Raw genomic sequence first — 20,992 nt, 5'->3', positions numbered from 1 at the left:
ACCCTCGACGCCGAGGCCGCCCGGCTGCTCGGGCTGCCCTCCGAAGCCGGCACCGTCCCCGTGTCCACCGTGCGCTCCCGCTTTCACCCGGTCGACTGGAACGAGATCTACGGCATCGTGAATCTCGCCCTCTCCGAGGGCACCCTCGCCGAGGCCCGGCTGCGCGTCGTGGACGACACGGGCCGGGTGCTGCGCACCGTGCGCAGCCGCTCCAAGCAGGTCATCGAGAGCGGCGACTACCAGCTGACCGGCACCCTCCAGGAGGTCGCCGAGCCCCACCCCGGCACGTCCGCCGCGCGCCCCCCGTCACCGGCGACTGGCGCCGCTCCAGCTCGCGGACGCGCTCGTCCAGGCCGTGCACGGGCCCGCCTCGCACTGCACGACGGGTCCGCTCGCGGACCGGCGCGAGGACGACATCGCGGTGCTGCTGCTGTCCCGGCAGGGGAAGCCGCCCCGCCTCGCCCCGCGCCGTACCGTCCTCGCCATCGCCCAGGCCGAGCCGGAGCGGCTCTCGGCCGCCCGGCAGCAGATGCGCGATCTGCTGCACGACTGGGCGGACGGGGAGCAGGTCGACTCGGCGGTGCTGATGGTCTCCGAGATGGTCACCAAATGTGCTCGTGCACACCGATGGCGACGCGCTGCTGGTGGCGGAGGCGGCGGGTGAGCACGGGAGCCGGCGGCTGCGGGTCGAGGTCTCGGACGCCGGCGACGAGCCGCCGCACGAACGGCATCCCGGCGAGATGGCGTCGTCGGGGCGGGGTCAGGTGCTGATGGAGATGCTCGCGGACGAGTGGGGCGTGGATCCGCGGGGCGACGGCAAGCCGATCTGGTTCGAGCTCTAGGAGCCGGGTCCGCCGGAGGGCGCCCCGGAGGCGGTGCCGCCGGGTCCCTCGGTGGGCTCGCCGACGGATTCGTAGCGCTTGCGCAGCTCACCGACCACTCCGAACGCGGCGGCGGTCAGGGGCACGGCCATGAGCATCCCGAGGATCCCGGCGATGCCCGCCCCGGCGGTGATCGCCAGCATCACGACCACCGGATGCATCTGCACGGTGCGGCTCTGGATCATCGGCTGCAGGACGTGGCCCTCCAGCACCTGTACGGCGAGGACGACGCCGAGCGCCCAGAGCGCGATCACGAATCCGCGGTCGGCGAGCGCCACGAGCACGGCGAGTGCGCCGGAGATGAACGCCCCCAGATACGGGATGTAGGCGAAGACGAAGACGAGCGCGCCGAGGCCGATCGCGCCGGGCACGCGCAGGATCAGCAGCCCGACGGTGATGCAGATGGCGTCGATCAGCGCGATGAACGTCGTCCCTCGCATGAAGCCCTCGACGGCTCCGAAGGCCCGCCGTGCCATCGCCTCCGCCATGTCGCCGGCGGAACGGGGCACGAGCGCGCGCAGGGTGGTGACCGCGCGGTCCGAGTCGCGGAGGAAGAAGAAGATCAGCAGCAGCGCGAGGACAGCGATCGCGATCAGCTCGGCGACGACGCTGATACCGGAGATCACCCCGGACGCGGCCGTCCCGCCGAACTTGGTCAGCAGTTCCTTGGAGTTGGCCGCCAGGTCGTCCAGAGAGGTCCCGGCGGCGCCGAAGTGCTTCGTGAGATCCGCAGCGGCCCGCCTGAGCGAGGAGACGATCTGGTCCCCGCTCTCGATCAGCGCGTTGACCACGATGTACATGGCCCCGCCGACGACTGCGACCACGGCGACACAGGTCAGCCCGGCGGCGAGGGAGCGCCGCACCTTCATCCCGACGAGCCGCCGGTACAGAGGGCCGAGGAGCGCGGTGCCGAGCAGAGCGAGCAGCACGGGGACGACTGCCGTCTTGAAGACGGTGATCAGCCACACCCCGACGGCGGCGACTCCGGCGACGAGCAGCGCGACCCCGCACCAGGCGGCAAGACGTCTCACGGGTGCGGGGAGAAGCGGCTGAGGGGTGGGCTGCGGCGGGGGCACGGTCCCCAGTCGATCATCTGCGGTGCGCGACGGCGCGCCCGTCCGGGCCGGACGGGTGACGCCTCATCAGATGCCCGGTCACCGTGCCCGGCAGGCGGCGGGCCGGGCGCGGTCGCCAGGACGGCGTCCGCGCCCGGCACCGCTTCCGGCACCGCATCGCGGGGTGCCTCACATACCGTGAACGGCCGGGATGGTCCCGAGCCGGCCCTTCTGGAAGTCCTCGAAGGCCTGCTGCAGCTCCTCGCGGGTGTTCATGACGAACGGCCCGTAGTGCGCCATGGGCTCGCGGATCGGCTGTCCGCCGAGCAGCACGACCTCCAGGTCCGGCGTGTTCGAGTCCTGCTTCTCGTCCGCACGGACGGTCAGCGAGGAGCCCGCGCCGAAGACGGCGGTCTGGCCGCTGTGGACCGGTCGACGGTCCGAGCCGACGCTGCCGCGACCGGCGAGGACGTACACCAGGCTGTTGAAGTCCTCGCGCCACGGCAGATTGATCTCGGCGCCGGGGCGCACGGTCGCGTGGACCATGCTGATCGGCGTGTGCGTGATGCCGGGGCCCTGGTGGCCGTCCAGCTCACCGGCGATGACGCGCAGCAGCGCGCCGCCGTCGGGGCTGGTCAGCAGCTGGACCTGACCACCGCGGATGTCCTGGTACCGCGGAGGCATCATCTTGTCCTTGGCCGGCAGGTTCACCCACAGCTGCAGACCGTGGAAGAGGCCGCCGGACATGACGAGCGACTCCGGCGGCGCCTCGATGTGGAGAAGGCCGGCGCCCGCGGTCATCCACTGGGTGTCCCCGTTGGTGATGGTGCCGCCACCACCGTTGGAGTCCTGGTGGTCGAAGACGCCGTCGATGATGTACGTCACGGTCTCGAAGCCGCGGTGGGGATGCCACGGCGTGCCCTTGGGCTCGCCGGGCGCGTACTCCACCTCGCCCATCTGGTCCATCATGATGAACGGGTCGAGGTGCTTGTAGTTGATCCCCGCGAACGCACGTCGCACGGGGAAGCCCTCCCCTTCGAAGCCGCTGGGCGCCGTGGTCACGGCGAGCACGGGACGCGCCTGGGCATCGGCGGGCGCGGCGACGCGCGGCAGGGTGAGCGGATTCTCGACAGTCACTGCAGGCATGGCGGGACCTCCTTGTGCGACCAAGTTTAGTTGAAGACTGAACTTCTTGCCACCCTGAACGCGAAAACGCCCGGGATCAATTCCCGGGCGCGAGTCACGACGGCCGCGTTCGGCCGCACGGCAGCTCATCCGTACATACGACGCATCGCGAAGTCGACCATCTGCTCCACGGCCTTCGCGTCGAAGACCATCCGGTGATCGCCCTCCATGTCCAGGACGAAGCCGTACCCGGTCGGCAGCAGATCGATCACCTCCGCACCGGTGATCACGAAGTACTTGGACTCCTTGCCCGCGTACCGCCGCAGCTCCTTGAGCGAGGTGAACATCGGGATCACCGGCTGCTGCGTGTTGTGCAGCGCCAGGAACCCGGGGTTGTCGCCGCGCGGACAGTACACCTTCGACGTCGCGAAGATCTGCTGGAAGTCCTCGGCGGACAGCGATCCCGTCGTGAAGGCCCGCACCGCGTCCGCGAGCGACGGCGGCGACGGCTCGGGATACAGCGGCTGCTGGCCGTACCCGGGGACCTGCTCGCCGTAACCACCCCCCGGCATGCCGGCACCGGGCATCGGCTGCTGCGGCGGGGCGCCGTAGTGCTGCTGAGCACCGGGGTTCTGGTCGTAGCCGTACATGGGACGCAAGACTACCGATCCGGGGCCGCCGCCGGGCCCGGCCCCGGCCCTTCCCGAGTGAGGGCGCAGCGACCCTGCGTACCGGCACCGGCCCCACCGATGCCGTGAACCGGGCTGACCCGGAGTCATGAACCCGACCACGCCCTCCCTCCGGCATCCGGGACACCGCGGACACGCCGACGGCCACGAACCCCGGCACGCGGCGCGGGTCCCGCCCGCCGACGGGACCGGCAACCGGTGACCGCTCCCGAGCGTCTGGGACGTGCGGGACGCGTCACAGATGCACGATCGGGGTTGCGCCTTATTACCGACGGGTAGCATCATCGTGGCTACTTGCTGGTAATAGATGTACTGAGGTACGAGGAACCCTGCCTCCCCGATCCTTACGGAGCCGTCGCCATGGGGCACTACAAGTCGAATCTCCGCGACATCGAGTTCAACCTCTTCGAGGTCCTCGGACGCGACAAGCTGTACGGCACCGGCCCGTTCGCGGAGATGGACGTCGAGACCGCCAAGAGCATCCTCAACGAGATCGCCCGCCTCGCGGAGAACGACCTCGCCGAGTCCTTCGAGGACGCCGACCGCAACCCGCCGGTCTTCGACCCCGAGACCAACACCGCGCCGGTCCCCGCGTCGTTCAAGAAGAGCTACCAGGCCTTCATGGACTCCGAGTACTGGCGCCTCGGCCTGCCCGAGGAGATCGGCGGGACCACGTCCCCCCGCTCCCTGATCTGGGCCTACGCGGAGCTGGTGCTCGGCTCGAACCCGGCGATATGGATGTACTCATCGGGTCCGGCCTTCGCCGGGATCCTCTTCACCGAGGGCAACGAGGCGCAGAAGAAGGTCGCGGAGATCGCGGTCGAGAAGCAGTGGGGCTCCACCATGGTCCTCACCGAGCCGGACGCCGGCTCGGACGTCGGCGCCGGCCGGACGAAGGCCGTGCAGCAGGAGGACGGCTCCTGGCACATCGAGGGCGTGAAGCGCTTCATCACGTCCGGTGAGCACGACATGTCGGAGAACATCTTCCACTACGTGCTGGCGCGCCCCGAGGGCCACGGCCCCGGCACCAAGGGCCTGTCCCTCTTCCTCGTGCCGAAGTTCCACTTCGACTGGGAGACCGGCGAGCTCGGCGAGCGCAACGGCGTCTACGCGACGAACGTCGAGCACAAGATGGGCCTCAAGGCGTCCAACACCTGCGAGATGACGTTCGGCGACCGGCACCCCGCCAAGGGCTGGCTGATCGGCGACAAGCACGACGGCATCCGCCAGATGTTCATGATCATCGAGTTCGCCCGCATGATGGTCGGCACGAAGGCGATCTCGACCCTGTCCACGGGTTACCTGAACGCGCTGGAGTACGCCAAGGAGCGCGTCCAGGGCTCGGACCTCTCGCAGTTCATGGACAAGGCCGCGCCCAAGGTCACCATCACGCACCACCCCGACGTGCGCCGCTCGCTCATGACGCAGAAGGCGTACGCGGAGGGCATGCGCTCCCTCGTCCTCTACACCGCCGCGGTGCAGGACGAGATCGCCCTCAAGGAGGCCGCCGGCGAGGACGCGAAGTCCCTGCACGGCCTGAACGACCTGCTGCTGCCGATCGTCAAGGGCTACGGCTCCGAGAAGGCGTACGAGCAGCTGGCGCAGTCCCTGCAGACCTTCGGTGGCTCCGGATACCTGCAGGAGTACCCGATCGAGCAGTACATCCGGGACGCCAAGATCGACACCCTCTACGAGGGCACGACGGCCATCCAGGGCCAGGACTTCTTCTTCCGGAAGATCGTCCGTGACCAGGGCCAGTCGCTGAACGCGCTCGCCGAGGAGATCAAGAAGTTCCTCGCGGTCGGCACAGGCGGCGACGAGCTGGGCGGCGCCCGTGACGCGCTCGCCAAGGCCGCCGTCGACCTGGAGGCGATCGTCGGCCGGATGCTGACCGACCTCACCGCCACCGGCGACGACGTCAAGAACATCTACAAGGTCGGCCTCAACACCACACGACTGCTCATGGCCTCCGGCGACGTCGTCGTCGGCTATCTGCTGCTGCGCGGCGCGGCCGTCGCCGCCGAGAAGCTGGAGTCGGCCTCCGCCAAGGACAAGACCTTCTACCAGGGCAAGATCGCCGCCGCGAAGTTCTTCGCCGCGAACGTCCTGCCGGGCGTCTCCCTCGCCCGCGAGATCGCCGAGGGCGTCGACAACGAGCTGATGGAGCTGGACGAGGCCGCGTTCTAGTCCGCACGAGGAGTCCGCCCGGGTTCGGTCCGGAACCCGGACGGACTCCGGTCACGGCCGGTCCGAGACCCTCGCGGAATCCTTCCGGAAGCCATCCGGAAGCCATCCGGAACAAGGGGACGTGCGGACTCCGCAGTGCCTCCTCGCACGGGGCCCGCCTCCCTTCCCGGGAGCGGGCCCCGTTCCGTCGTTAAGGTGAACACCATGAGCAGCAGCGCACCCTCCCGCTTCGAGCGTGGCCACACCGACGACCTCATGTCCTTCCTGGCGGCCTCCCCGTCGCCGTACCACGCCGTGGCGAACGCCGCCGCGCGCCTGGACAAGGCCGGCTTCCGGCAGGTCGAGGAGACCGAGGCCTGGGACGGGACGAGCGGCGGGAAGTACGTGCTGCGGGGCGGGGCGATCGTCGCCTGGTACGTCCCCGAGGGCGCGGCGCCGCACACCCCCTTCCGGATCGTCGGTGCCCACACCGACTCGCCGAACCTGCGCGTCAAGCCGCAGCCCGACATGGGCGCGCACGGCTGGCGGCAGATCGCCGTCGAGATCTACGGAGGGCCGCTGCTCAACTCCTGGCTCGACCGCGACCTCGGCCTCGCCGGCCGGCTCTCGCTGCGCGACGGCACGACCCGCCTGGTCAACATCGACCGCCCGCTGCTGCGCGTGCCCCAGCTGGCCATCCACATGGACCGCTCGATCCACGAGAAGGGCCTGCAGCTCGACAAGCAGAAGCACATGCAGCCCATCTGGGGCCTCGGCAACTCCGTCGGCGAGCGCGACCTCATCTCGTTCCTGGAGGAGGAGTCGGGGCTCGCCACCGGGGACGTCACCGGCTGGGACCTCATGACCCACGCCCTGGAGGCGCCCGCCTACCTCGGCCGCGACCGCGAACTCGTCGCCGGGCCGCGCATGGACAACCTGCTGTCCGTGCACGCCGGTACGGCGGCACTCGCCGCCCTGTCCGGCCGCGAGGGACTGCCCTACATCCCCGTACTCGCCGCCTTCGACCACGAGGAGAACGGCTCCCAGGCGGACACCGGCGCGGACGGACCGCTGCTCGGCTCGGTCCTGGAGCGCTCGGTCTTCGCGCGCGGCGGTACGTTCGAGGACCGGGCCCGCGCCTTCGCCGGCACGGTCTGTCTCTCCTCCGACACCGGCCACGCCGTGCACCCCAACTACGCGGAGCGCCACGACCCGACGCACCACCCGCGCGCGAACGGCGGCCCGATCCTGAAGGTCAACGTCAACCAGCGGTACGCGACGGACGGCAGCGGCCGCGCCGTGTTCGCGGCGGCGTGCGAGCGCGCCGGTGTGCCGTGGCAGACGTTCGTCTCCAACAACGCGATGCCGTGCGGCACGACGATCGGCCCGATCACCGCGGCGCGGCACGGAATCCGGACGGTCGACATCGGGGTCGCCATCCTGTCGATGCACAGCGTCCGTGAGCTGTGCGGCGCGGACGACCCGTATCTGCTGGCGAACGCACTGGTGGCGTTCCTGGAGGGCTGACGCCCCCGCGCCGAACGCGGTGTACGGCGCGCCCCGCCCGATCTAGGATGTCGATCTCGGGGCGCGTCTCTTCGACCACCGTGTTCGACCACCTCACGCGCCCCTTGGAACCGTCCGGGGGGACGCACACATGAAGCGCAGCATGTCCTTTGCCCTGTCCACGTCCGTGGTACTGGGCATACTCGCGGTGCCCGGCACCGCATCCGCCGTCGCAGGGCCGACCGTCCTCAGAGCCGGCGGCCATGGCCAGAAGTTCGACCACCTCTTCGTCGACGAACTCAAGGCCGACAGCGAGGTGACCGGCGTCACCGCCGTCGTCCACAGGCCGGGTGACACCGAAGCCGTCGAGACGGTCCACGACTTCGAAATCGCCACGGGCGACCGGAAGTCGGGCGACTGGATCACCGCGAGCGACGTCAAGCTCGAAACCGCCGGCGTCTACGCCGTCGACCTGGTCGTCAAAGAGGCCGACGGTGACGAGACGACCCTCAGGAACGCCGGCAGGTACGACTACACCACCCAGCGGTACTTCGCGGAATTCGGCGTCGACCGGCCGAACCCGACCCTCGACGACAAAAAGGTCACCGCCGGCGGCCGGCTCCTCGAGTGGCAGCCGGTCACGCACGAGCGCGGCCCTGTCTCCGACGCGAGCGTGATCGTCCACAACGGGTCCTACGACGAGGTCGTGCGGACGGACGCGGACGGCAGGTTCTCCGACTGGTTCATCGCCGGTTCGCGGCCCGTGGGGCTCCGGGCCTACCACGGAGACGCCGGGGGGTGTGCACGCATGGAGTCCGAAGGACTCGGCGGCCGCAAGGCCACCCACAACCCGGGGTTGTGGGTGGCCGGCTGCCTCGACGGGGCGGCGGGCAGGCCCTCGACTCGGCAGGGGCTGGTGGGCTAGGGGGCCTCAGGCGTCCATCCCCGCGAGGACGAGCGGCAGCCGGGTGACGCCGTCGGCCGTCACCCGGACCGGAACGCCCCAGTCCTGCTGGTGCACATGGCAGGCCGGGTATTCGTTCGCCGGGTCGTCGTCGCAGGACGCCGCCATCGCCGAGACGTGCAGGACGCCCTCCGTCACCGCGGGGTTCAGCTCCAGCTCCCGGAACAGGTCGGTGCCCGCGCCCTCGCCCGCGGCCAGCAGCTCCGGCGGGGTCGAGGAGACGAGCAGCCGCGTCGAGGGCCCGTATCGGGTGTCCAGCTTCTGCCCGGCCGGGGCCTGGAAGACGACGTCCAACCGCAGCGTCCCCGGAGCGACCTCCGTCGCGGCGCGCTGGGTGCGGTGGGCGACCGCCTCGACCCGCACCGCCTCCTCGGGCAGCCGCAGCCGGGTCAACCGGTGGCGGGCCGATTCGACGACCACGATGTCGTCCCCGGCGAGGACGGCGCCCGACGGCTCGCGCAGATCGGTGGCGAGGGTCATGACCTCACCGCTCACCGGGTCGTAGCGGCGCAGCGCGTGGTTGTACGTGTCGGACACCGCGACCGAGCCGTCCGGCAGTGCGGTCACGCCGAGCGGATGCTGCAGCAGCGCCTGCTCCGCGGCCCCGTCCCGGTGCCCGAAGTCGAACAGCCCGGTGCCGACGGCGGTGTGGACGACCCCGTCGGTGTCGATCCAGCGCAGCGCGGACGTCTCCGAGTCGGCGATCCACAGCCGGTCGTCGGTGGCGGCGAGGCCGGACGGCTGCGCGAACCACGCCTCGGCCGCCGGCCCGTCGACGAGCCCCTCATTGGTCGTACCTGCGGCCACCTGGACCGTCCCCGCCTCGGGGTCGTACGTCCACACCTGGTGGACGCCGGCCATCGCGATCCACACCTTGCCCTGCCACCAGGCCACGTCCCACGGCGACGAAAGATCCACCTCGCGGGCCGGCCCCGAGGTCGGCGACCCCCGCCACCACTGCCGCCCGGTCCCGGCGACGATCTCGATCGCGCCGCTCTCCGGGTCGTACGTGCGCAGCGCGTGGTTCACGGTGTCGGCGACGACGACCTTGCCGTCGGGCAGCAGCGCGAGCCCCTGCGGTTCCCGGAACTCCCCGTCCCCGATCCGCCGCACGACGGTCTCGCCGTCCGCCTCCAGCTCGACCAGCTGATGCCGGGTCGAGTCGGACACCAGGAAGTTCCCCGACGGCAGCACCACGGCCTTCCCGGGGAACCGCAGATCGGTCGCGACCGGCTCCGGCGGCACGTACGGCCCGTCCCCGCGCCGCAGCGTCCCCTTCGCCTCGTGCTCCGTCTCCAGCTCCTCCACCAGGCGCGCGATGGCATGCGCATGCCCCTCACCGGCGTGCTGCGCGACCACGTACCCCTCGGGATCGATCACGACGAGCGTGGGCCAGGCCCGCACGGCGTACTGCTTCCACGTCGCGAGCTCGGGGTCGTCCAGGACCGGATGATGCACCTCGTAGCGCTCGACCGCGTCGATGACGGCCTGGTGCTCGGCCTCGTGCACGAACTTCGGCGAATGCACGCCGATGAAGACCAGCGTGTCCCTGTGCTTCGCTTCGAGCTCGCGGAGCTCGTCCAGGACGTGCAGACAGTTGATGCAGCAGAAAGTCCAGAAGTCGAGAACGACGATGCGTCCTCGGAGCTCGGCGAGGCTGAGGTCTTTGTCTCCTGTGTTCAGCCAGCCGCCCTTGCCGATCAGCTCGGGGGCCCGAACGCGTGCACGTGTAGCCATACCTCCATCCAACCTCACCCGGCGGGTACGCATTCCGCATGAGGCACCTCGTACGCGACAAGATCTTCGCCGTCGGCGACGACTACTGGGTCGACGACGACCGCGGCCGCCACGCCTTTCCCGTCGACGGCAAGGCGCTGCGGCTGCGGCTGCGGCTGCGGCTGCGGCTGCGGGACACGCTGGAACTGAAGGACCCGGCCGGGCGGGTGCTGGTCACACTGCGGCAGAAGCTGTCCGGCCTGCGCGACGCGATGACGATCGAGCGGGACCGGGAGTCCCTGGCCGTCGTGCGCAGAAAGCGGCTGTCACTGCTGCGGAACCACTTCCGGGTGAGGCCGGCCGACGGGACGGAGCTGGATGTCGGCGGGAAGATCCTGGACCGGGAGTTCGCGGTCGAGTGGTCGGGGTCGGAGACGCCGGGGGTGGCGGTGCCGCGGGGGACGCCGCCGTGGAGGTGGGCCCTGTGCAGCCGGGTGCTCCCGAAGGTGCCGGCGACCGTGGGCGGGCAGCCGCCACGACGGGCCCGAAGGCGTCCGGCACCCGGGTCGGCGCGCCCTCGCGGGCGATCGTCCCGTCGCGGTCGAGCCCGCGCGACGCGCTCACCAGGACAGACTCACCACGACGCGCTCACCGCGACACGCTCCGCGGCGCGCTCACCGCGGTGCCGGGAGACCCAGCACGCGGTCCTTGAGGGCCGGGAACTGCTCGCGGGTCGTGGCGACCTTCGACGGGTCGAGGTCGACGGTGAGAACCTCCTCCGCCGCGCCCGCCTCCGCGAGGACCTCACCCCAGGGGTCTACGACGATGCTGTGGCCGGCCTGCTCGACGCCCGCGTGGGTGCCGGAGCTGCCGACGGCGAGGACGTACGCCTGGTTCTCGACGGCGCGTGCCTGGGCGAGGAGGGTCCAGTGGGCGCGACGGCGCTCGGGCCAGCCTGCCGCGACGACGAGGACGTCCGCGCCGGCGTCGACGAGGCCCCGGAAGAGTTCGGGGAAGCGGAGGTCGTAGCAGGTGGCGAGGCCGAGCGTGGCGTCGGGCAGCGGGACGGTGACGAGCTCGGTGCCCGCGGCCATCATCACCGCCTCGCCCTTGTCGAAGCCGAAGCGGTGGATCTTGCGGTAGACCCGGGCGAGCTCGCCGGTGGGGGAGAAGACCAGGGAGGTGTTGTAGAGCGGGCCGTCACTCGCGGTAGAGCCTGTGCCGGATGCACGTTCGACGACGGAGCCCGCGTGCAGCCAGACGCCGGCGTCGCTCGCCGCCTTGGACATCACCTCGTACGTGGGGCCCTCGAGCGGCTCGGCCTCCGTCGCGAACAGCTCGTACGCGAAGGCTCCCACCGGCCACAGCTCGGGCAGGACGACGAGGTCGGCGCCGGCCTGCTCGCGTACGAGAGACGCGGCTCGCTGCCTGCGGGATTCAACCGATTCGCCCGGGTCTACTGCGATCTGGATCAGCGAGGCGCGCACACTACCACCGTCCTGGCATTCGAGCCGTCTGCACGGCCTACGATCGTCACACGAAAGCACTGCCGGGGTGCCCACAGGCAGCGTACTGTTCTCTCCCGGGGGGCCACCCCCGGACCCCCACAGCTGCCCAGCACCCAGCCCGCGCACAACCGCCGAGGGGTTCCGTGACCGTCCATCCCAGTCTCCAGACCTATGCCGACGCCTGGGCCCACTCCATCGAAGCGATATCCGAGCTGGTGCAGCCGCTCGTGGAAGGGGAGTGGAACCGCGCGACCCCGTGCCCCGGATGGTCGGTGCGCGACATCGTGTCGCATGTCATCGGCATGGAGTGCGAGATGCTCGGTGACCCGAGGCCGATCCACACCCTGCCCCGCGATCTCTACCACGTACGCAGCGAGTTCTCGCGCTACATGGAGATGCAGGTCGATGTGCGCCGTCACCACACCGCGCCCGAGATGACCGCCGAGCTGGAGTACACGATCATCCGGCGCAACCGGCAGCTGCGGAACGAGAGCCGTTCGCCCGAGACCATGGTCCGCGCCCCGCTCGGTGCCGAGCAGACGCTGGAACTGGCCTACCGGATGCGGGCCTTCGACATCTGGGTGCACGAGCAGGATCTGCGGACGACGCTCGGCGAGCCCGGCAACCTGGACTCCCCCGGCGCCCTCGTCGCCCGTGACAACTTCCTCGCGCTCCTGCCGAAGATCGTCGCCAAGGACGCGGGCGCCCCGCCGAACTCGGCGGTCGTCTTCGACGTCAACGGGCCCGTGGACTTCCTGCGGACCGTCCGCGTCGACGCGGACGGACACGGCACGATCGACGGCGCTCCCTCGCTGGGCCCGGCCGCGACGTTGGCCCTGGACTGGGAGACGTACGTACGGCTCGCCGCCGGCCGGATCAGGCACGCGGCCGTCACCGACCGGATCAAGGTCGAGGGCGACGCGGATCTGGCCGCGGCGATCCTGGACTCGTTCGCGGTCACGCCGTAACCGATGCAGGCGCGGCGCGGGCGGGGCCGTCCCGAGGGCCCCGCGGCGGCGCGCCGACGGCACCGCACCGCCGTCGCCGCCGCGCCGCCCGAGTGACGCCCGCTCACACCGGTACGTGCACGGCCTCCACGCGGCTCGCCACGAGCCGCTCCCGCTCGCGCCGCGCCGTGCGCGCCCGCAACCGCAGGATCTGGATCATGCCCAGCGTCTCCAGCACGAAGACGGACGAGAACGCGATCCGGTAGTTGTCGCCGGTCGCGTCCAGCAGCACGCCGACGGCGAGCAACGTGGTCATCGAGGCGACGAAGCCGCCCATGTTGACGATCCCGGACGCCGTGCCCTGCCGTCCCGGCGGATTGGCGGGGCGGGCGAAGTCGAAGCCGATCATCGAGGCCGGCCCGCAGGAGCCGAGCACCGTGCACAGGGTGATGAGCAGCCACATCGGCGCGTGTTCACCGGGATACGCAACGGTGGCGCCCCACACCGCGGCCGTCAGCCCCACCGTGCCGAGTGCCAGCGGTGCCCTTGCGGCATGGTGCCGGGCGATGATCTGGCCGTAGACGAGGCCCACGAGCATGTTCGCGACGACCACGAGCGTGAGCAGTTCGCCCGCGGTCTCCCGGGACAGCCCTTGCGCCTCGACGAGGAACGGCAGCCCCCACAGCAGCAGGAACACCATGGCGGGGAACTGCGTGGTGAAGTGCACCCACATGCCCAGCCGGGTGCCGGGCTCGCGCCAGGACTCGGCGATCTGCCTGCGGACGAAGGCGGCACCGGCATGCGTCGCCGGGGCGGGCTCGTGACCCTCGGGGTGGTCCTTCAGGAAGAGCAGCATCGGGACGAGGACGATCACGCCCGCGGCCGCGCTCCCGGCGAACGTCGCGGTCCAGCCGAGTCCGTGCAGCAGCCGCGAGATGAGGATGGTCGAGACGAGGTTGCCCGCCACGCCGAACAGCGCGGCGATCTGGGCTATCAGCGGCCCCCGTCGCGCGGGGAACCAGCGCGAGCCGAGCCGCAGCACGCTGATGAAGGTCATCGCGTCGCCGCAGCCGAGCAGCGCGCGGGAGGCGAGGGCCATGCCGTAGGAGGGCGAGAGCGCGAAGCCGAGCTGTCCCGCGGTGAACAGGACGGCGCCGAGGGTGAGGACCTTCTTGGTGCCGAGCCGGTCGACCATGAGGCCGACGGGGATCTGCATGCCCGCGTACACGAGCAGTTGGAGAATGGAGAACGTGGAGAGGGCGGAGGCGTTGACGTCGAAGCGGTCGGCGGCGTCGAGGCCCGCGACGCCCAGTGACGTACGGAAAATGACGGCGACGAAGTACACGGCGACGCCGATGCCCCAGACGGTGTAGGCGCGGCGGCCGCCGGGTGGATCGCCCGGCAGGGACAGGGCGGCGGCGGTCATCGCTCCTCACCCCGCACCAGCACCTTGACCCAGCTCAGGTGCCGGTGCACACAGGCCGCCGCGGCTTCGGTGTCACCGGTTCTGATGGCGTCCAGCATGTCGGCGTGCTCGGTGATGTTCTTGGTGACGCGGTCGGGCTGTGCGTGCATCAGGGCGACGCCCATGCGCAGCTGGCGGTCGCGCAGCTGGTCGTAGAGGCGGGAGAGGATCTCGTTGCCGGCGTTGCGCACGATCTCGGCGTGGAACGCGCGGTCGGTCGCGGAGACGGCGGCGAGGTCGCCGGCCTCGGCGTGCTGCCGCTGCCGCTCCACGAGCTCCTCCAGCCGCTCGATGAGCGCGGGCGGCGCGGGCACGGCCTTGCGGACGGCGAACTCCTCGACCAGCAGCCGGGTTTCGATGACGTCCGATATCTCCTGTGCGGAGACGGCGAGGACGAGCGCGCCCTTCTTCGGGTAGAGCTTGAGCAGCCCTTCCATCTCCAGCTTCAGCAGCGCCTCGCGCACCGGGGTCCTGGACACGCCGACGGCCTCGGCGAGCTCGCCTTCGGTGAGGAGCGTTCCGCCCTCGTAACGGCGGTCGAGAACCGCCTGTTTGATGTGGGTGTAGACACGTTCGGCGGCGGGGGCGGCGGGCATGGACACAGCTTAGATACAACAGGGGTGCATCCAGAAGTCGTGTCCACGATGCAGGATGCGGAGAACCTTTCGGGTTCCGTACATCCTTCTTCCACCCTCACGTGTCTCCTTCGTGGGCCGAGGTTTCCCTCTGGCCCCACAGACACCTTTCAGCGCTTACGCGAACTCGGAGCGTTCCCTTTGAATTACAGCTTCACGGGCGTGCGCAGAGCCGCCGCGGTCACCCTCGCCTCCGGCGTCCTGCTGACCGTCTCCCCCATGGCCGCCTCTCCCGCCCAGGCAGCCACCGCGCCGACCGTCTCCGCCAGCGGCGCGTACCTGATGCTCGGTTCGAACGGCACGCCGCTCTACAACAAGGCCGCGGACACCCGCCGCCAGATGGCGAGCACGACGAAGATCATGACGGCCGCGGTGGTGCTGTCCACCCCGGGCGTCAACCTCGACCAGAAGGTGACGTCCAAGCAGGCCTACCGCGACTACGTGACGGCCAAGGGCGCCAGCACCGCGGACCTGCGCAGCGGTGATGTGCTCACCGTGCGCCAGCTGCTCTACGCGACGATGCTGCCGTCCGGCTGCGACGCGGCCATGGCCCTCGCCGAGACCTACGGCACCGGCACCACCCGAACCGCCCGTGTCCAGTCCTTCATCGGCAAGATGAACGCGAAGGCCACCGAGCTGGGCCTGACGAACACGAAGTTCGACTCGTTCGACGGCAACTCGACGACGGGCAACAACTACACGACCCCGCGCGAGCTGGGGAAGATCGCCCGCTACGCGATGAACAACGTGAACTTCCGCGCCATCGTCAAGGCGACCTCCTACAAGGCCTCCGCGAAGACGAGCACCGGTGGCACCCGCACGTACACCTGGTACAACACGAACCAGCTGCTCGGCTCCTACAGCGGCGCCAACGGCCTCAAGACCGGCACGAACACGCCGGCCGGCCCCTGCCTCGTCTTCGCGGCCACCCGTGGCACGAAGACCGTCATCGGTGTCGTCCTGAACGACTCCAACCGCTACACCGACGCGGCGAAGCTGCTGGACTACGGCTTCGGCACCACCACCGCCTCCACGATGCAGCTGCGGAAGCTGCCGCAGGGCGCCCAGCGCGACTGACCGAGCGACGCTCGACCGAGAGACCCCCGGGGTGCGGCCACCATGTTGGCCGCACCCCGACCCATGTCACCACCCGCGGCACCTGGACGCCGGCCCCGACCTCGTACACCTACCAGTGGTACGAGAACGGCAGGGCGATCGCCGGAGCGACCAAGTCCACCCTGGTCCTCAAGAGCGCCCAGCGAGGCAAGAAGATCACCGTGCGGGTCACCGCGCGCCGCACCGGGCACGCGAGCGGCGCCGCCACGAGCAAGGCGACGGCGGCCGTCGCGGGCTGAGCGGATATGACGAGGCGGCCCCGCAGGACGTGTCCTGCGGGGCCGCCTCGTCGAACGGGTCCGGTCAGGCCCAGGTGATCAGCCGCTTCGGCTGCTCCAGGATCGCCGCGACGTCCGCCAGCACCTTGGAGCCGAGCTCGCCGTCGACCAGCCGGTGGTCGAACGACAGCGCCAGCGTGGTGACCTGACGGGGCTTCACCTTGCCCTTGTGGACCCACGGCTGGAGCTTGATCGCACCGACCGCGAGGATCGCGGCCTCGCCCGGGTTGAGGATCGGCGTGCCGGTGTCGACGCCGAAGACGCCGACGTTGGTGATGGTCACCGTCCCGCCCTGCATGGCCGCGGGGCTCGTCTTCCCCTCGCGGGCCGTGGCGACCAGCTCGCCGAGGGCCTCGGCCAGCTGCGGAAGCGTCTTGTCGTGCGCGTCCTTGATGTTCGGCACGATCAGACCGCGCGGGGTGGCGGCGGCGATGCCCAGGTTGACGTAGTGCTTGAGCACGATCTCCTGGTTCGCCTCGTCCCAGGAGGCGTTGACCTCCGGGTGGCGCTTGATCGCGACCAGCAGCGCCTTGGCGATGAGGAGCAGCGGGTTCACACGGAGCCCGGCCATGTCCTTGTCGGCCTTGAGCTCCTCGACCAGCTTCATCGTGCGCGTGACGTCGACCGTGACGAACTCGGTGACGTGCGGCGCGGTGAAGGCGGAGCCGACCATCGCCTGCGCGGTCGCCTTCCGCACGCCCTTGACGGGGAGACGGGTCTCCCGTGCGCCTCCCACGACGACGGGCTCCGGAGCAGCTGCGGCCGCCTGTGCCGGCACGGCGGCGGGGGCGGGCGCGGTGACCGGGGCGGGTGCGGCGGCCGCGTGGACGTCCTCGCGGGTGATGATCCCGTCGGGTCGGCTCGGCACCACCGTGGCGAGGTCCACTCCGAGGTCCTTGGCCAGCTTGCGCACGGGCGGCTTGGCGAGCGGCCGGCCGGCGACGGGGGCCTCGGGCGCGGTCCCGTGCCCGTTGAGCTCGGCCTGCAGGGCGGCCTGCGCGGCCTGCGCCTGCTCGGGTACGGACGCACCCTTGCGCGGCCGGCGCTTGGTCGAGGACTCGGCGACCCCGTACCCGACCAGCACCGGCTGGCGGCCCTTGGGCTTGGCCTCGCCCTCCGGCTCGGCGGCGGCGAGCGGCGGCTCGGTGGCAGCCGGCGGCGGCTCCTCGGCCTCGCCCGACCCCGGCGCCACGTCCACCGTGATGATCGCGGTGCCCACGTCGACCGTGGTGCCCTCGTCGAAGCGCAGCTCGTGCACGACGCCGTCGTACGGAATCGGCAGTTCCACCGCCGCCTTCGCCGTCTCGACCTCGCACACCACCTGACCGTCGGTCACGGTGTCGCCGGGCTGGACGTACCACTTGAGGATCTCGGCCTCGGTGAGTCCCTCGCCCACGTCGGGCATCTTGAACTCACGGAAACGAGCAGAAGCGTCTGTCATCGTCGTCACGACCCTCTCCTCAGTACGCAAGCGAGCGGTCGACGGCGTCGAGCACCCGGTCAAGGCCCGGAAGGTACTCCTCCTCCACCCGGGCCGGCGGGTACGGGGCGTGGAAACCGCCGACACGCAGCACCGGCGCCTCCAGGTGGTAGAAGCACCGCTCGGTGATGCGGGCGGCGATCTCCGCTCCGGAGCCGTAGAAGACCGGGGCCTCGTGGACGACGACGAGCCGGCGGGTCTTCTCGACGGACTTCTGGACCGCGTCGAAGTCGATCGGGGACATCGAGCGGAGGTCCAGGACCTCCACCGACTTGCCCTCCTCCTGGGCGGCCGCGGCGGCCTCCAGGCAGACCTTCACCATCGGCCCGTACGCGGCGAGCGTCAGATCGCTGCCGGTGCGGACGGTGCGGGCGGCGTGCAGCGGGTCCGGGATGGACTCGGTGTCGACCTCGCCCTTGTCCCAGTAGCGCCGCTTCGGCTCGAAGAAGATCACCGGGTCGTCGCTCTGGATGGCCTGCTGCAGCATCCAGTAGCCGTCGGAGGCGTTCGACGGGGAGACCACCTTGAGGCCGGCCACGTGCGCGAAGAGCGCCTCGGGCGACTCGGAGTGGTGCTCGACCGCGCCGATGCCACCGCCGTACGGGATGCGGACGACGACCGGCAGCTTGATCTTGCCGAGCGCGCGGGCGTGCATCTTGGCGAGCTGCGTGACGATCTGGTCGTACGCGGGGAAGACGAAGCCGTCGAACTGGATCTCGACGACCGGACGGTAGCCGCGCAGCGCGAGCCCGATCGCGGTGCCGACGATGCCGGACTCGGCGAGCGGGGTGTCGATGACCCGCTCCTCGCCGAAGTCCTTCTGGAGCCCGTCGGTGATCCGGAAGACTCCGCCGAGCTTGCCGACGTCCTCACCCATGATGAGGACCTTGGGGTCGGTGTCGAGGGCCTTGCGCAGCGACTCGTTGAGCGCCTTCGCGAGGGACATCTTCTCTACGGCCATGGCTTACTTGCCCTCCCCGGACGCGTCCGCGAACGACGCCTGGTAGGCGGCGAACTGCGCGCGCTCCTCGTCGACGAGGGCGTGCCCGTCGGCGTAGACATTGTCGAAGATCGCCATGGGGTCCGGGTCGGGCATGGCACGGACGGCCTCGCGCACGCGCTTGGCCAGCGTGTCGCTCTCCTCGTCGAGGGCGGTGAAGTACGCCTCGTCGGCGAAGCCCTCGTTCTCCAGGTACGTGCGCAGACGCAGGATCGGGTCCTTGGCCTCCCAGGCCGCCCGCTCGTCGTCGTGCCGGTACTTGGTGGGGTCGTCGGAGGTGGTGTGGGCACCCATCCGGTACGTGAACGCCTCGACCAGCGTCGGGCCCTCACCGCGGCGGGCCCGCTCCAGCGCGGACCGCGTCACGGCGAGGCAGGCCAGCACGTCGTTGCCGTCGACGCGGACGCCGGGGAAGCCGAAGCCCTGCGCGCGCTGGTAGAGCGGCACGCGGGTCTGGCGCTCGGTGGGCTCGGAGATCGCCCACTGGTTGTTCTGGCAGAAGAACACGACCGGGGCGTTGTAGACCGCGGAGAAGGTGAAGGACTCGGCGACGTCGCCCTGGCTGGAGGCGCCGTCACCGAAGTACGCGATGACCGCCGAGTCCGCGCCGTCCTTGGCGACACCCATCGCGTAGCCGGTCGCGTGCAGCGTCTGCGAGCCGATCACGATCGTGTACAGGTGGAAGTTGTTGCTGTTCGGGTCCCAGCCGCCGTGGTTCACGCCACGGAACATCCCGAGCAGATTCGTCGGGTCGACCCCGCGGCACCAGGCGACGCCGTGCTCCCGGTAGGTCGGGAAGACGTAGTCGTCGTCGCGCAGGGCCCGTCCCGAGCCGATCTGCGCCGCCTCCTGGCCGAGCAGCGACGCCCACAGACCCAGCTCGCCCTGACGCTGGAGGGCGGTGGCCTCCGCGTCGAAGCGACGCGTCAGGACCATGTCGCGGTAGAGCCCGCGAAGCTCCTCGGGGCTCAGGTCGATGTCGTACTCCGGGTGCTCGACCCGCTCACCTTCGGGGTTGAGCAGCTGTACGAGCTGAGGCTCGGACGTCTGCGGCTTCTTCGCGGCGCCGGAAACGGCGCGCTTACTGCTGCGGCGCGGTTTGCGCGCGGCAGTGCTCTCCACGGTCACGTGCGTGCTCCTCCGTCTGTCCGGCTCCCGGGGTCCGCCGGGAACCAGTGCGGCTCGCCTGTATCCGTACCCGTGCACGGGGTGGGTGCCGCTCGGCAGGGAACAGGCGTGACAGGTGCCCCGGCGAGCGCCCTGCCAAAGGCACGTTACCCAGTGGGCCGCATTACTGCGAAACCCCATTTGACCTGCGATTTTGCTTGGATTTCCAAGTAAATCGAGAAAAGCGGGAACAACCACTGGTCACGGCCTTGCGGGCCGCCGGAACAGGGGCACGTTATCCCGGTCACCCCGGGCACGGGAAGAGTGAATATGTGAGACTGATTTAGTGCCTGACGAGGGAAAAATCACGGTATTCCTGGTTGACGACCACGAGGTCGTCCGGCGTGGTGTCCATGAGCTCCTCTCGGTCGAGGGCGACATCGAGGTCGTCGGGGAGGCGGGGACGGCGGCGGACGCCCTGGTCAGGATTCCCGCCGTCGGTCCCGACGTGGCCGTTCTGGACGTACGGCTTCCGGACGGCAGCGGGGTGGAGGTGTGCCGTGAGGTTCGTTCCCGCAACGATGCCATCAAATGCCTGATGCTGACGTCGTACGCCGACGACGAGGCTCTTTTCGACGCGATCATGGCCGGGGCCTCCGGTTATGTCCTCAAGGCGATCCGCGGCACCGAGCTCCTGACGGCGGTACGGGACGTGGCGGCGGGCAGGTCGCTGCTCGACCCGGTCGCCACCGCGCGCGTCCTGGAGCGGCTGCGGGACGGCAGCACCTCCAAGGGTGACGCGAAGCTGGCGGGCCTGACCGACCAGGAGCGCAGGATCCTCGATCTGATCGGCGAGGGGCTGACGAACCGCGCGATCGGCGAGCGGCTGCATCTCGCCGAGAAGACCATCAAGAACTACGTCTCGAGCCTGCTCGCCAAGCTCGGCATGGAGCGGCGTTCGCAGGCCGCGGCGTATGTCGCGAGGATGCACGCGGAGCGACCGCGCTGAGGATGCGCCGCCGGCGGCGCACCGCTGAGGTCCGGGGCACCGGCCCCGGGCCACTGAAGACCGACCCGAGGGGTCCGGGGCCCGAGCTGAGCCGCTGAAGGCCGACCCGAGGGGTCCGGGGCCCGAGCTGAGCCGCTGAAGGCCGACCCGAGGGGTCCGGGGGCCGGGCTGAGCCACTGAAGACCGACCCGAGGGGTCCGGGGGCCGGGCTGAGCCGCTGAAGGCCGACCCGAGGGGTCCGTTTCGGGACCTAGTGCTGCTCCGCGGAAGTTCGTGGAGGGTGTTGATCAGGCTGCCTTGAGCGGGGTGCCCTCGTAGGTCCAGCGGTAGGGCTTGGCCGTCTCG

General features: G+C 70.5%; 16 protein-coding genes and 2 pseudogenes. 8 read left to right on the top strand and 10 right to left on the bottom strand.

Features of this window, described 5'->3' with window-relative positions:
* Window positions 1–328: 328 nt before the first annotated feature.
* A pseudogene (locus tag ABT078_RS42695) lies at window positions 329–839 on the top strand (ATP-binding protein); the annotation flags it as partial.
* Here the strand turns inward: ABT078_RS42695 and ABT078_RS16045 are convergent.
* From ABT078_RS16045 to ABT078_RS16035, 3 genes are all read right to left on the bottom strand, one after another.
* Window positions 839–1,912 (bottom strand): AI-2E family transporter, encoded by a 1,074-nt coding sequence (locus ABT078_RS16045; RefSeq protein WP_351228013.1) that lies wholly within the window; start codon window positions 1,910–1,912, stop codon window positions 839–841. The pseudogene ABT078_RS42695 and the gene ABT078_RS16045 sit on opposite strands and share 1 nt — an antisense overlap.
* A 213-nt stretch (window positions 1,913–2,125) precedes the next feature.
* The gene (locus ABT078_RS16040; protein ID WP_351228011.1) at window positions 2,126–3,082 is read right to left on the bottom strand and encodes a pirin family protein; all 957 of its coding nucleotides are present in this window, start codon (window positions 3,080–3,082) and stop codon (window positions 2,126–2,128) included.
* A 125-nt stretch (window positions 3,083–3,207) separates the two neighbouring features.
* Window positions 3,208–3,711 (bottom strand): SseB family protein, encoded by a 504-nt coding sequence (locus tag ABT078_RS16035; RefSeq protein WP_351228009.1) that lies wholly within the window; start codon window positions 3,709–3,711, stop codon window positions 3,208–3,210.
* A 399-nt stretch (window positions 3,712–4,110) separates the two neighbouring features.
* Here ABT078_RS16035 and ABT078_RS16030 point away from each other — a divergent pair, with 399 nt between their 5' ends.
* The 3 genes from ABT078_RS16030 to ABT078_RS16020 all read left to right on the top strand — a co-directional run bounded on the left by ABT078_RS16030 (window position 4,111) and on the right by ABT078_RS16020 (window position 8,347).
* A complete protein-coding gene (locus tag ABT078_RS16030) occupies window positions 4,111–5,937 on the top strand; it encodes an acyl-CoA dehydrogenase (protein ID WP_351228007.1) in 1,827 nt (608 codons plus the stop codon).
* Window positions 5,938–6,141: 204 nt separating this feature from the next.
* Window positions 6,142–7,443, top strand: a complete 1,302-nt coding sequence (locus ABT078_RS16025) for a M18 family aminopeptidase (RefSeq protein ID WP_351228005.1) — start codon at window positions 6,142–6,144, stop codon at window positions 7,441–7,443.
* A gap of 130 nt (window positions 7,444–7,573) precedes the next feature.
* Entirely contained in the window at window positions 7,574–8,347 is a 774-nt protein-coding gene (locus ABT078_RS16020; protein ID WP_351228003.1) for a hypothetical protein, read from the top strand.
* A gap of 6 nt (window positions 8,348–8,353) precedes the next feature.
* On the opposite strand, the gene ABT078_RS16015 is transcribed toward ABT078_RS16020, so the two are convergent.
* Complete coding sequence (locus ABT078_RS16015; RefSeq protein WP_351228001.1) at window positions 8,354–10,123, bottom strand: NHL domain-containing thioredoxin family protein; 1,770 nt, start codon at window positions 10,121–10,123, stop codon at window positions 8,354–8,356.
* A gap of 38 nt (window positions 10,124–10,161) precedes the next feature.
* Between ABT078_RS16015 and ABT078_RS16010 the strand changes: the two are divergent.
* Window positions 10,162–10,530: pseudogene (locus ABT078_RS16010) on the top strand (LURP-one-related/scramblase family protein); the annotation flags it as partial.
* Window positions 10,531–10,776: 246 nt separating this feature from the next.
* Here ABT078_RS16010 and ABT078_RS16005 read toward each other — a convergent pair.
* Window positions 10,777–11,589: a carbon-nitrogen family hydrolase gene (locus ABT078_RS16005; protein ID WP_351227999.1), complete on the bottom strand. Its 813-nt coding sequence runs from the start codon at window positions 11,587–11,589 to the stop codon at window positions 10,777–10,779.
* 164 nt (window positions 11,590–11,753) lie between these two features.
* Here ABT078_RS16005 and ABT078_RS16000 point away from each other — a divergent pair, with 164 nt between their 5' ends.
* Window positions 11,754–12,578, top strand: coding sequence for a maleylpyruvate isomerase family mycothiol-dependent enzyme (locus tag ABT078_RS16000; RefSeq protein ID WP_351227997.1), 825 nt, complete (start codon window positions 11,754–11,756; stop codon window positions 12,576–12,578).
* Between the two features lie 103 nt (window positions 12,579–12,681).
* On the opposite strand, the gene ABT078_RS15995 is transcribed toward ABT078_RS16000, so the two are convergent.
* A complete protein-coding gene (locus ABT078_RS15995; protein ID WP_351227995.1) occupies window positions 12,682–13,983 on the bottom strand; it encodes an MFS transporter in 1,302 nt (433 codons plus the stop codon).
* Entirely contained in the window at window positions 13,980–14,618 is a 639-nt protein-coding gene (locus ABT078_RS15990; protein ID WP_351227993.1) for a GntR family transcriptional regulator, read from the bottom strand. The genes ABT078_RS15995 and ABT078_RS15990 overlap by 4 nt, the downstream gene beginning before the upstream one ends.
* A gap of 180 nt (window positions 14,619–14,798) precedes the next feature.
* Between ABT078_RS15990 and ABT078_RS15985 the strand changes: the two genes are divergently transcribed.
* A complete protein-coding gene (locus tag ABT078_RS15985) occupies window positions 14,799–15,734 on the top strand; it encodes a D-alanyl-D-alanine carboxypeptidase family protein (RefSeq protein ID WP_502981229.1) in 936 nt (311 codons plus the stop codon).
* Between the two features lie 342 nt (window positions 15,735–16,076).
* On the opposite strand, the gene ABT078_RS15975 is transcribed toward ABT078_RS15985, so the two are convergent.
* The 3 genes from ABT078_RS15975 to pdhA are packed head-to-tail and all read right to left on the bottom strand — an operon-like array spanning window position 16,077 to window position 19,659.
* Window positions 16,077–17,501 (bottom strand): dihydrolipoamide acetyltransferase family protein, encoded by a 1,425-nt coding sequence (locus ABT078_RS15975; protein WP_351227991.1) that lies wholly within the window; start codon window positions 17,499–17,501, stop codon window positions 16,077–16,079.
* Between the two features lie 10 nt (window positions 17,502–17,511).
* Complete coding sequence (locus ABT078_RS15970; protein ID WP_351227989.1) at window positions 17,512–18,492, bottom strand: alpha-ketoacid dehydrogenase subunit beta; 981 nt, start codon at window positions 18,490–18,492, stop codon at window positions 17,512–17,514.
* A gap of 3 nt (window positions 18,493–18,495) precedes the next feature.
* The gene (pdhA, locus tag ABT078_RS15965; protein WP_351227987.1) at window positions 18,496–19,659 is read right to left on the bottom strand and encodes a pyruvate dehydrogenase (acetyl-transferring) E1 component subunit alpha; all 1,164 of its coding nucleotides are present in this window, start codon (window positions 19,657–19,659) and stop codon (window positions 18,496–18,498) included.
* Window positions 19,660–19,984: 325 nt separating this feature from the next.
* On the opposite strand from pdhA, the gene ABT078_RS15960 reads away from it, so the two are divergent.
* Entirely contained in the window at window positions 19,985–20,647 is a 663-nt protein-coding gene (locus ABT078_RS15960) for a response regulator (protein WP_351227985.1), read from the top strand.
* Window positions 20,648–20,992 lie beyond the last annotated feature (345 nt).

This window comes from Streptomyces sp. NPDC002133 (assembly GCF_040296405.1).
GTDB lineage: Bacteria > Actinomycetota > Actinomycetes > Streptomycetales > Streptomycetaceae > Streptomyces.
This window is presented reverse-complemented; position numbering and strand designations above follow the sequence as displayed.

Bases quoted from the DNA above. Each gene is read 5' to 3' on its own strand.
- ABT078_RS15990 (WP_351227993.1), bottom strand. From the start codon at position 14,618: ATGCCCGCCGCCCCCGCCGCCGAACGTGTCTACACCCACATCAAACAG.
- ABT078_RS15995 (WP_351227995.1), bottom strand. From the start codon at position 13,983: ATGACCGCCGCCGCCCTGTCCCTGCCGGGCGATCCACCCGGCGGCCGC.
- ABT078_RS16020 (WP_351228003.1), top strand. From the start codon at position 7,574: ATGAAGCGCAGCATGTCCTTTGCCCTGTCCACGTCCGTGGTACTGGGC.
- ABT078_RS16030 (WP_351228007.1), top strand. From the start codon at position 4,111: ATGGGGCACTACAAGTCGAATCTCCGCGACATCGAGTTCAACCTCTTC.
- ABT078_RS16040 (WP_351228011.1), bottom strand. From the start codon at position 3,082: ATGCCTGCAGTGACTGTCGAGAATCCGCTCACCCTGCCGCGCGTCGCC.
- ABT078_RS15970 (WP_351227989.1), bottom strand. From the start codon at position 18,492: ATGGCCGTAGAGAAGATGTCCCTCGCGAAGGCGCTCAACGAGTCGCTG.
- ABT078_RS16035 (WP_351228009.1), bottom strand. From the start codon at position 3,711: ATGTACGGCTACGACCAGAACCCCGGTGCTCAGCAGCACTACGGCGCC.
- ABT078_RS16025 (WP_351228005.1), top strand. From the start codon at position 6,142: ATGAGCAGCAGCGCACCCTCCCGCTTCGAGCGTGGCCACACCGACGAC.
- ABT078_RS16015 (WP_351228001.1), bottom strand. From the start codon at position 10,123: ATGGCTACACGTGCACGCGTTCGGGCCCCCGAGCTGATCGGCAAGGGC.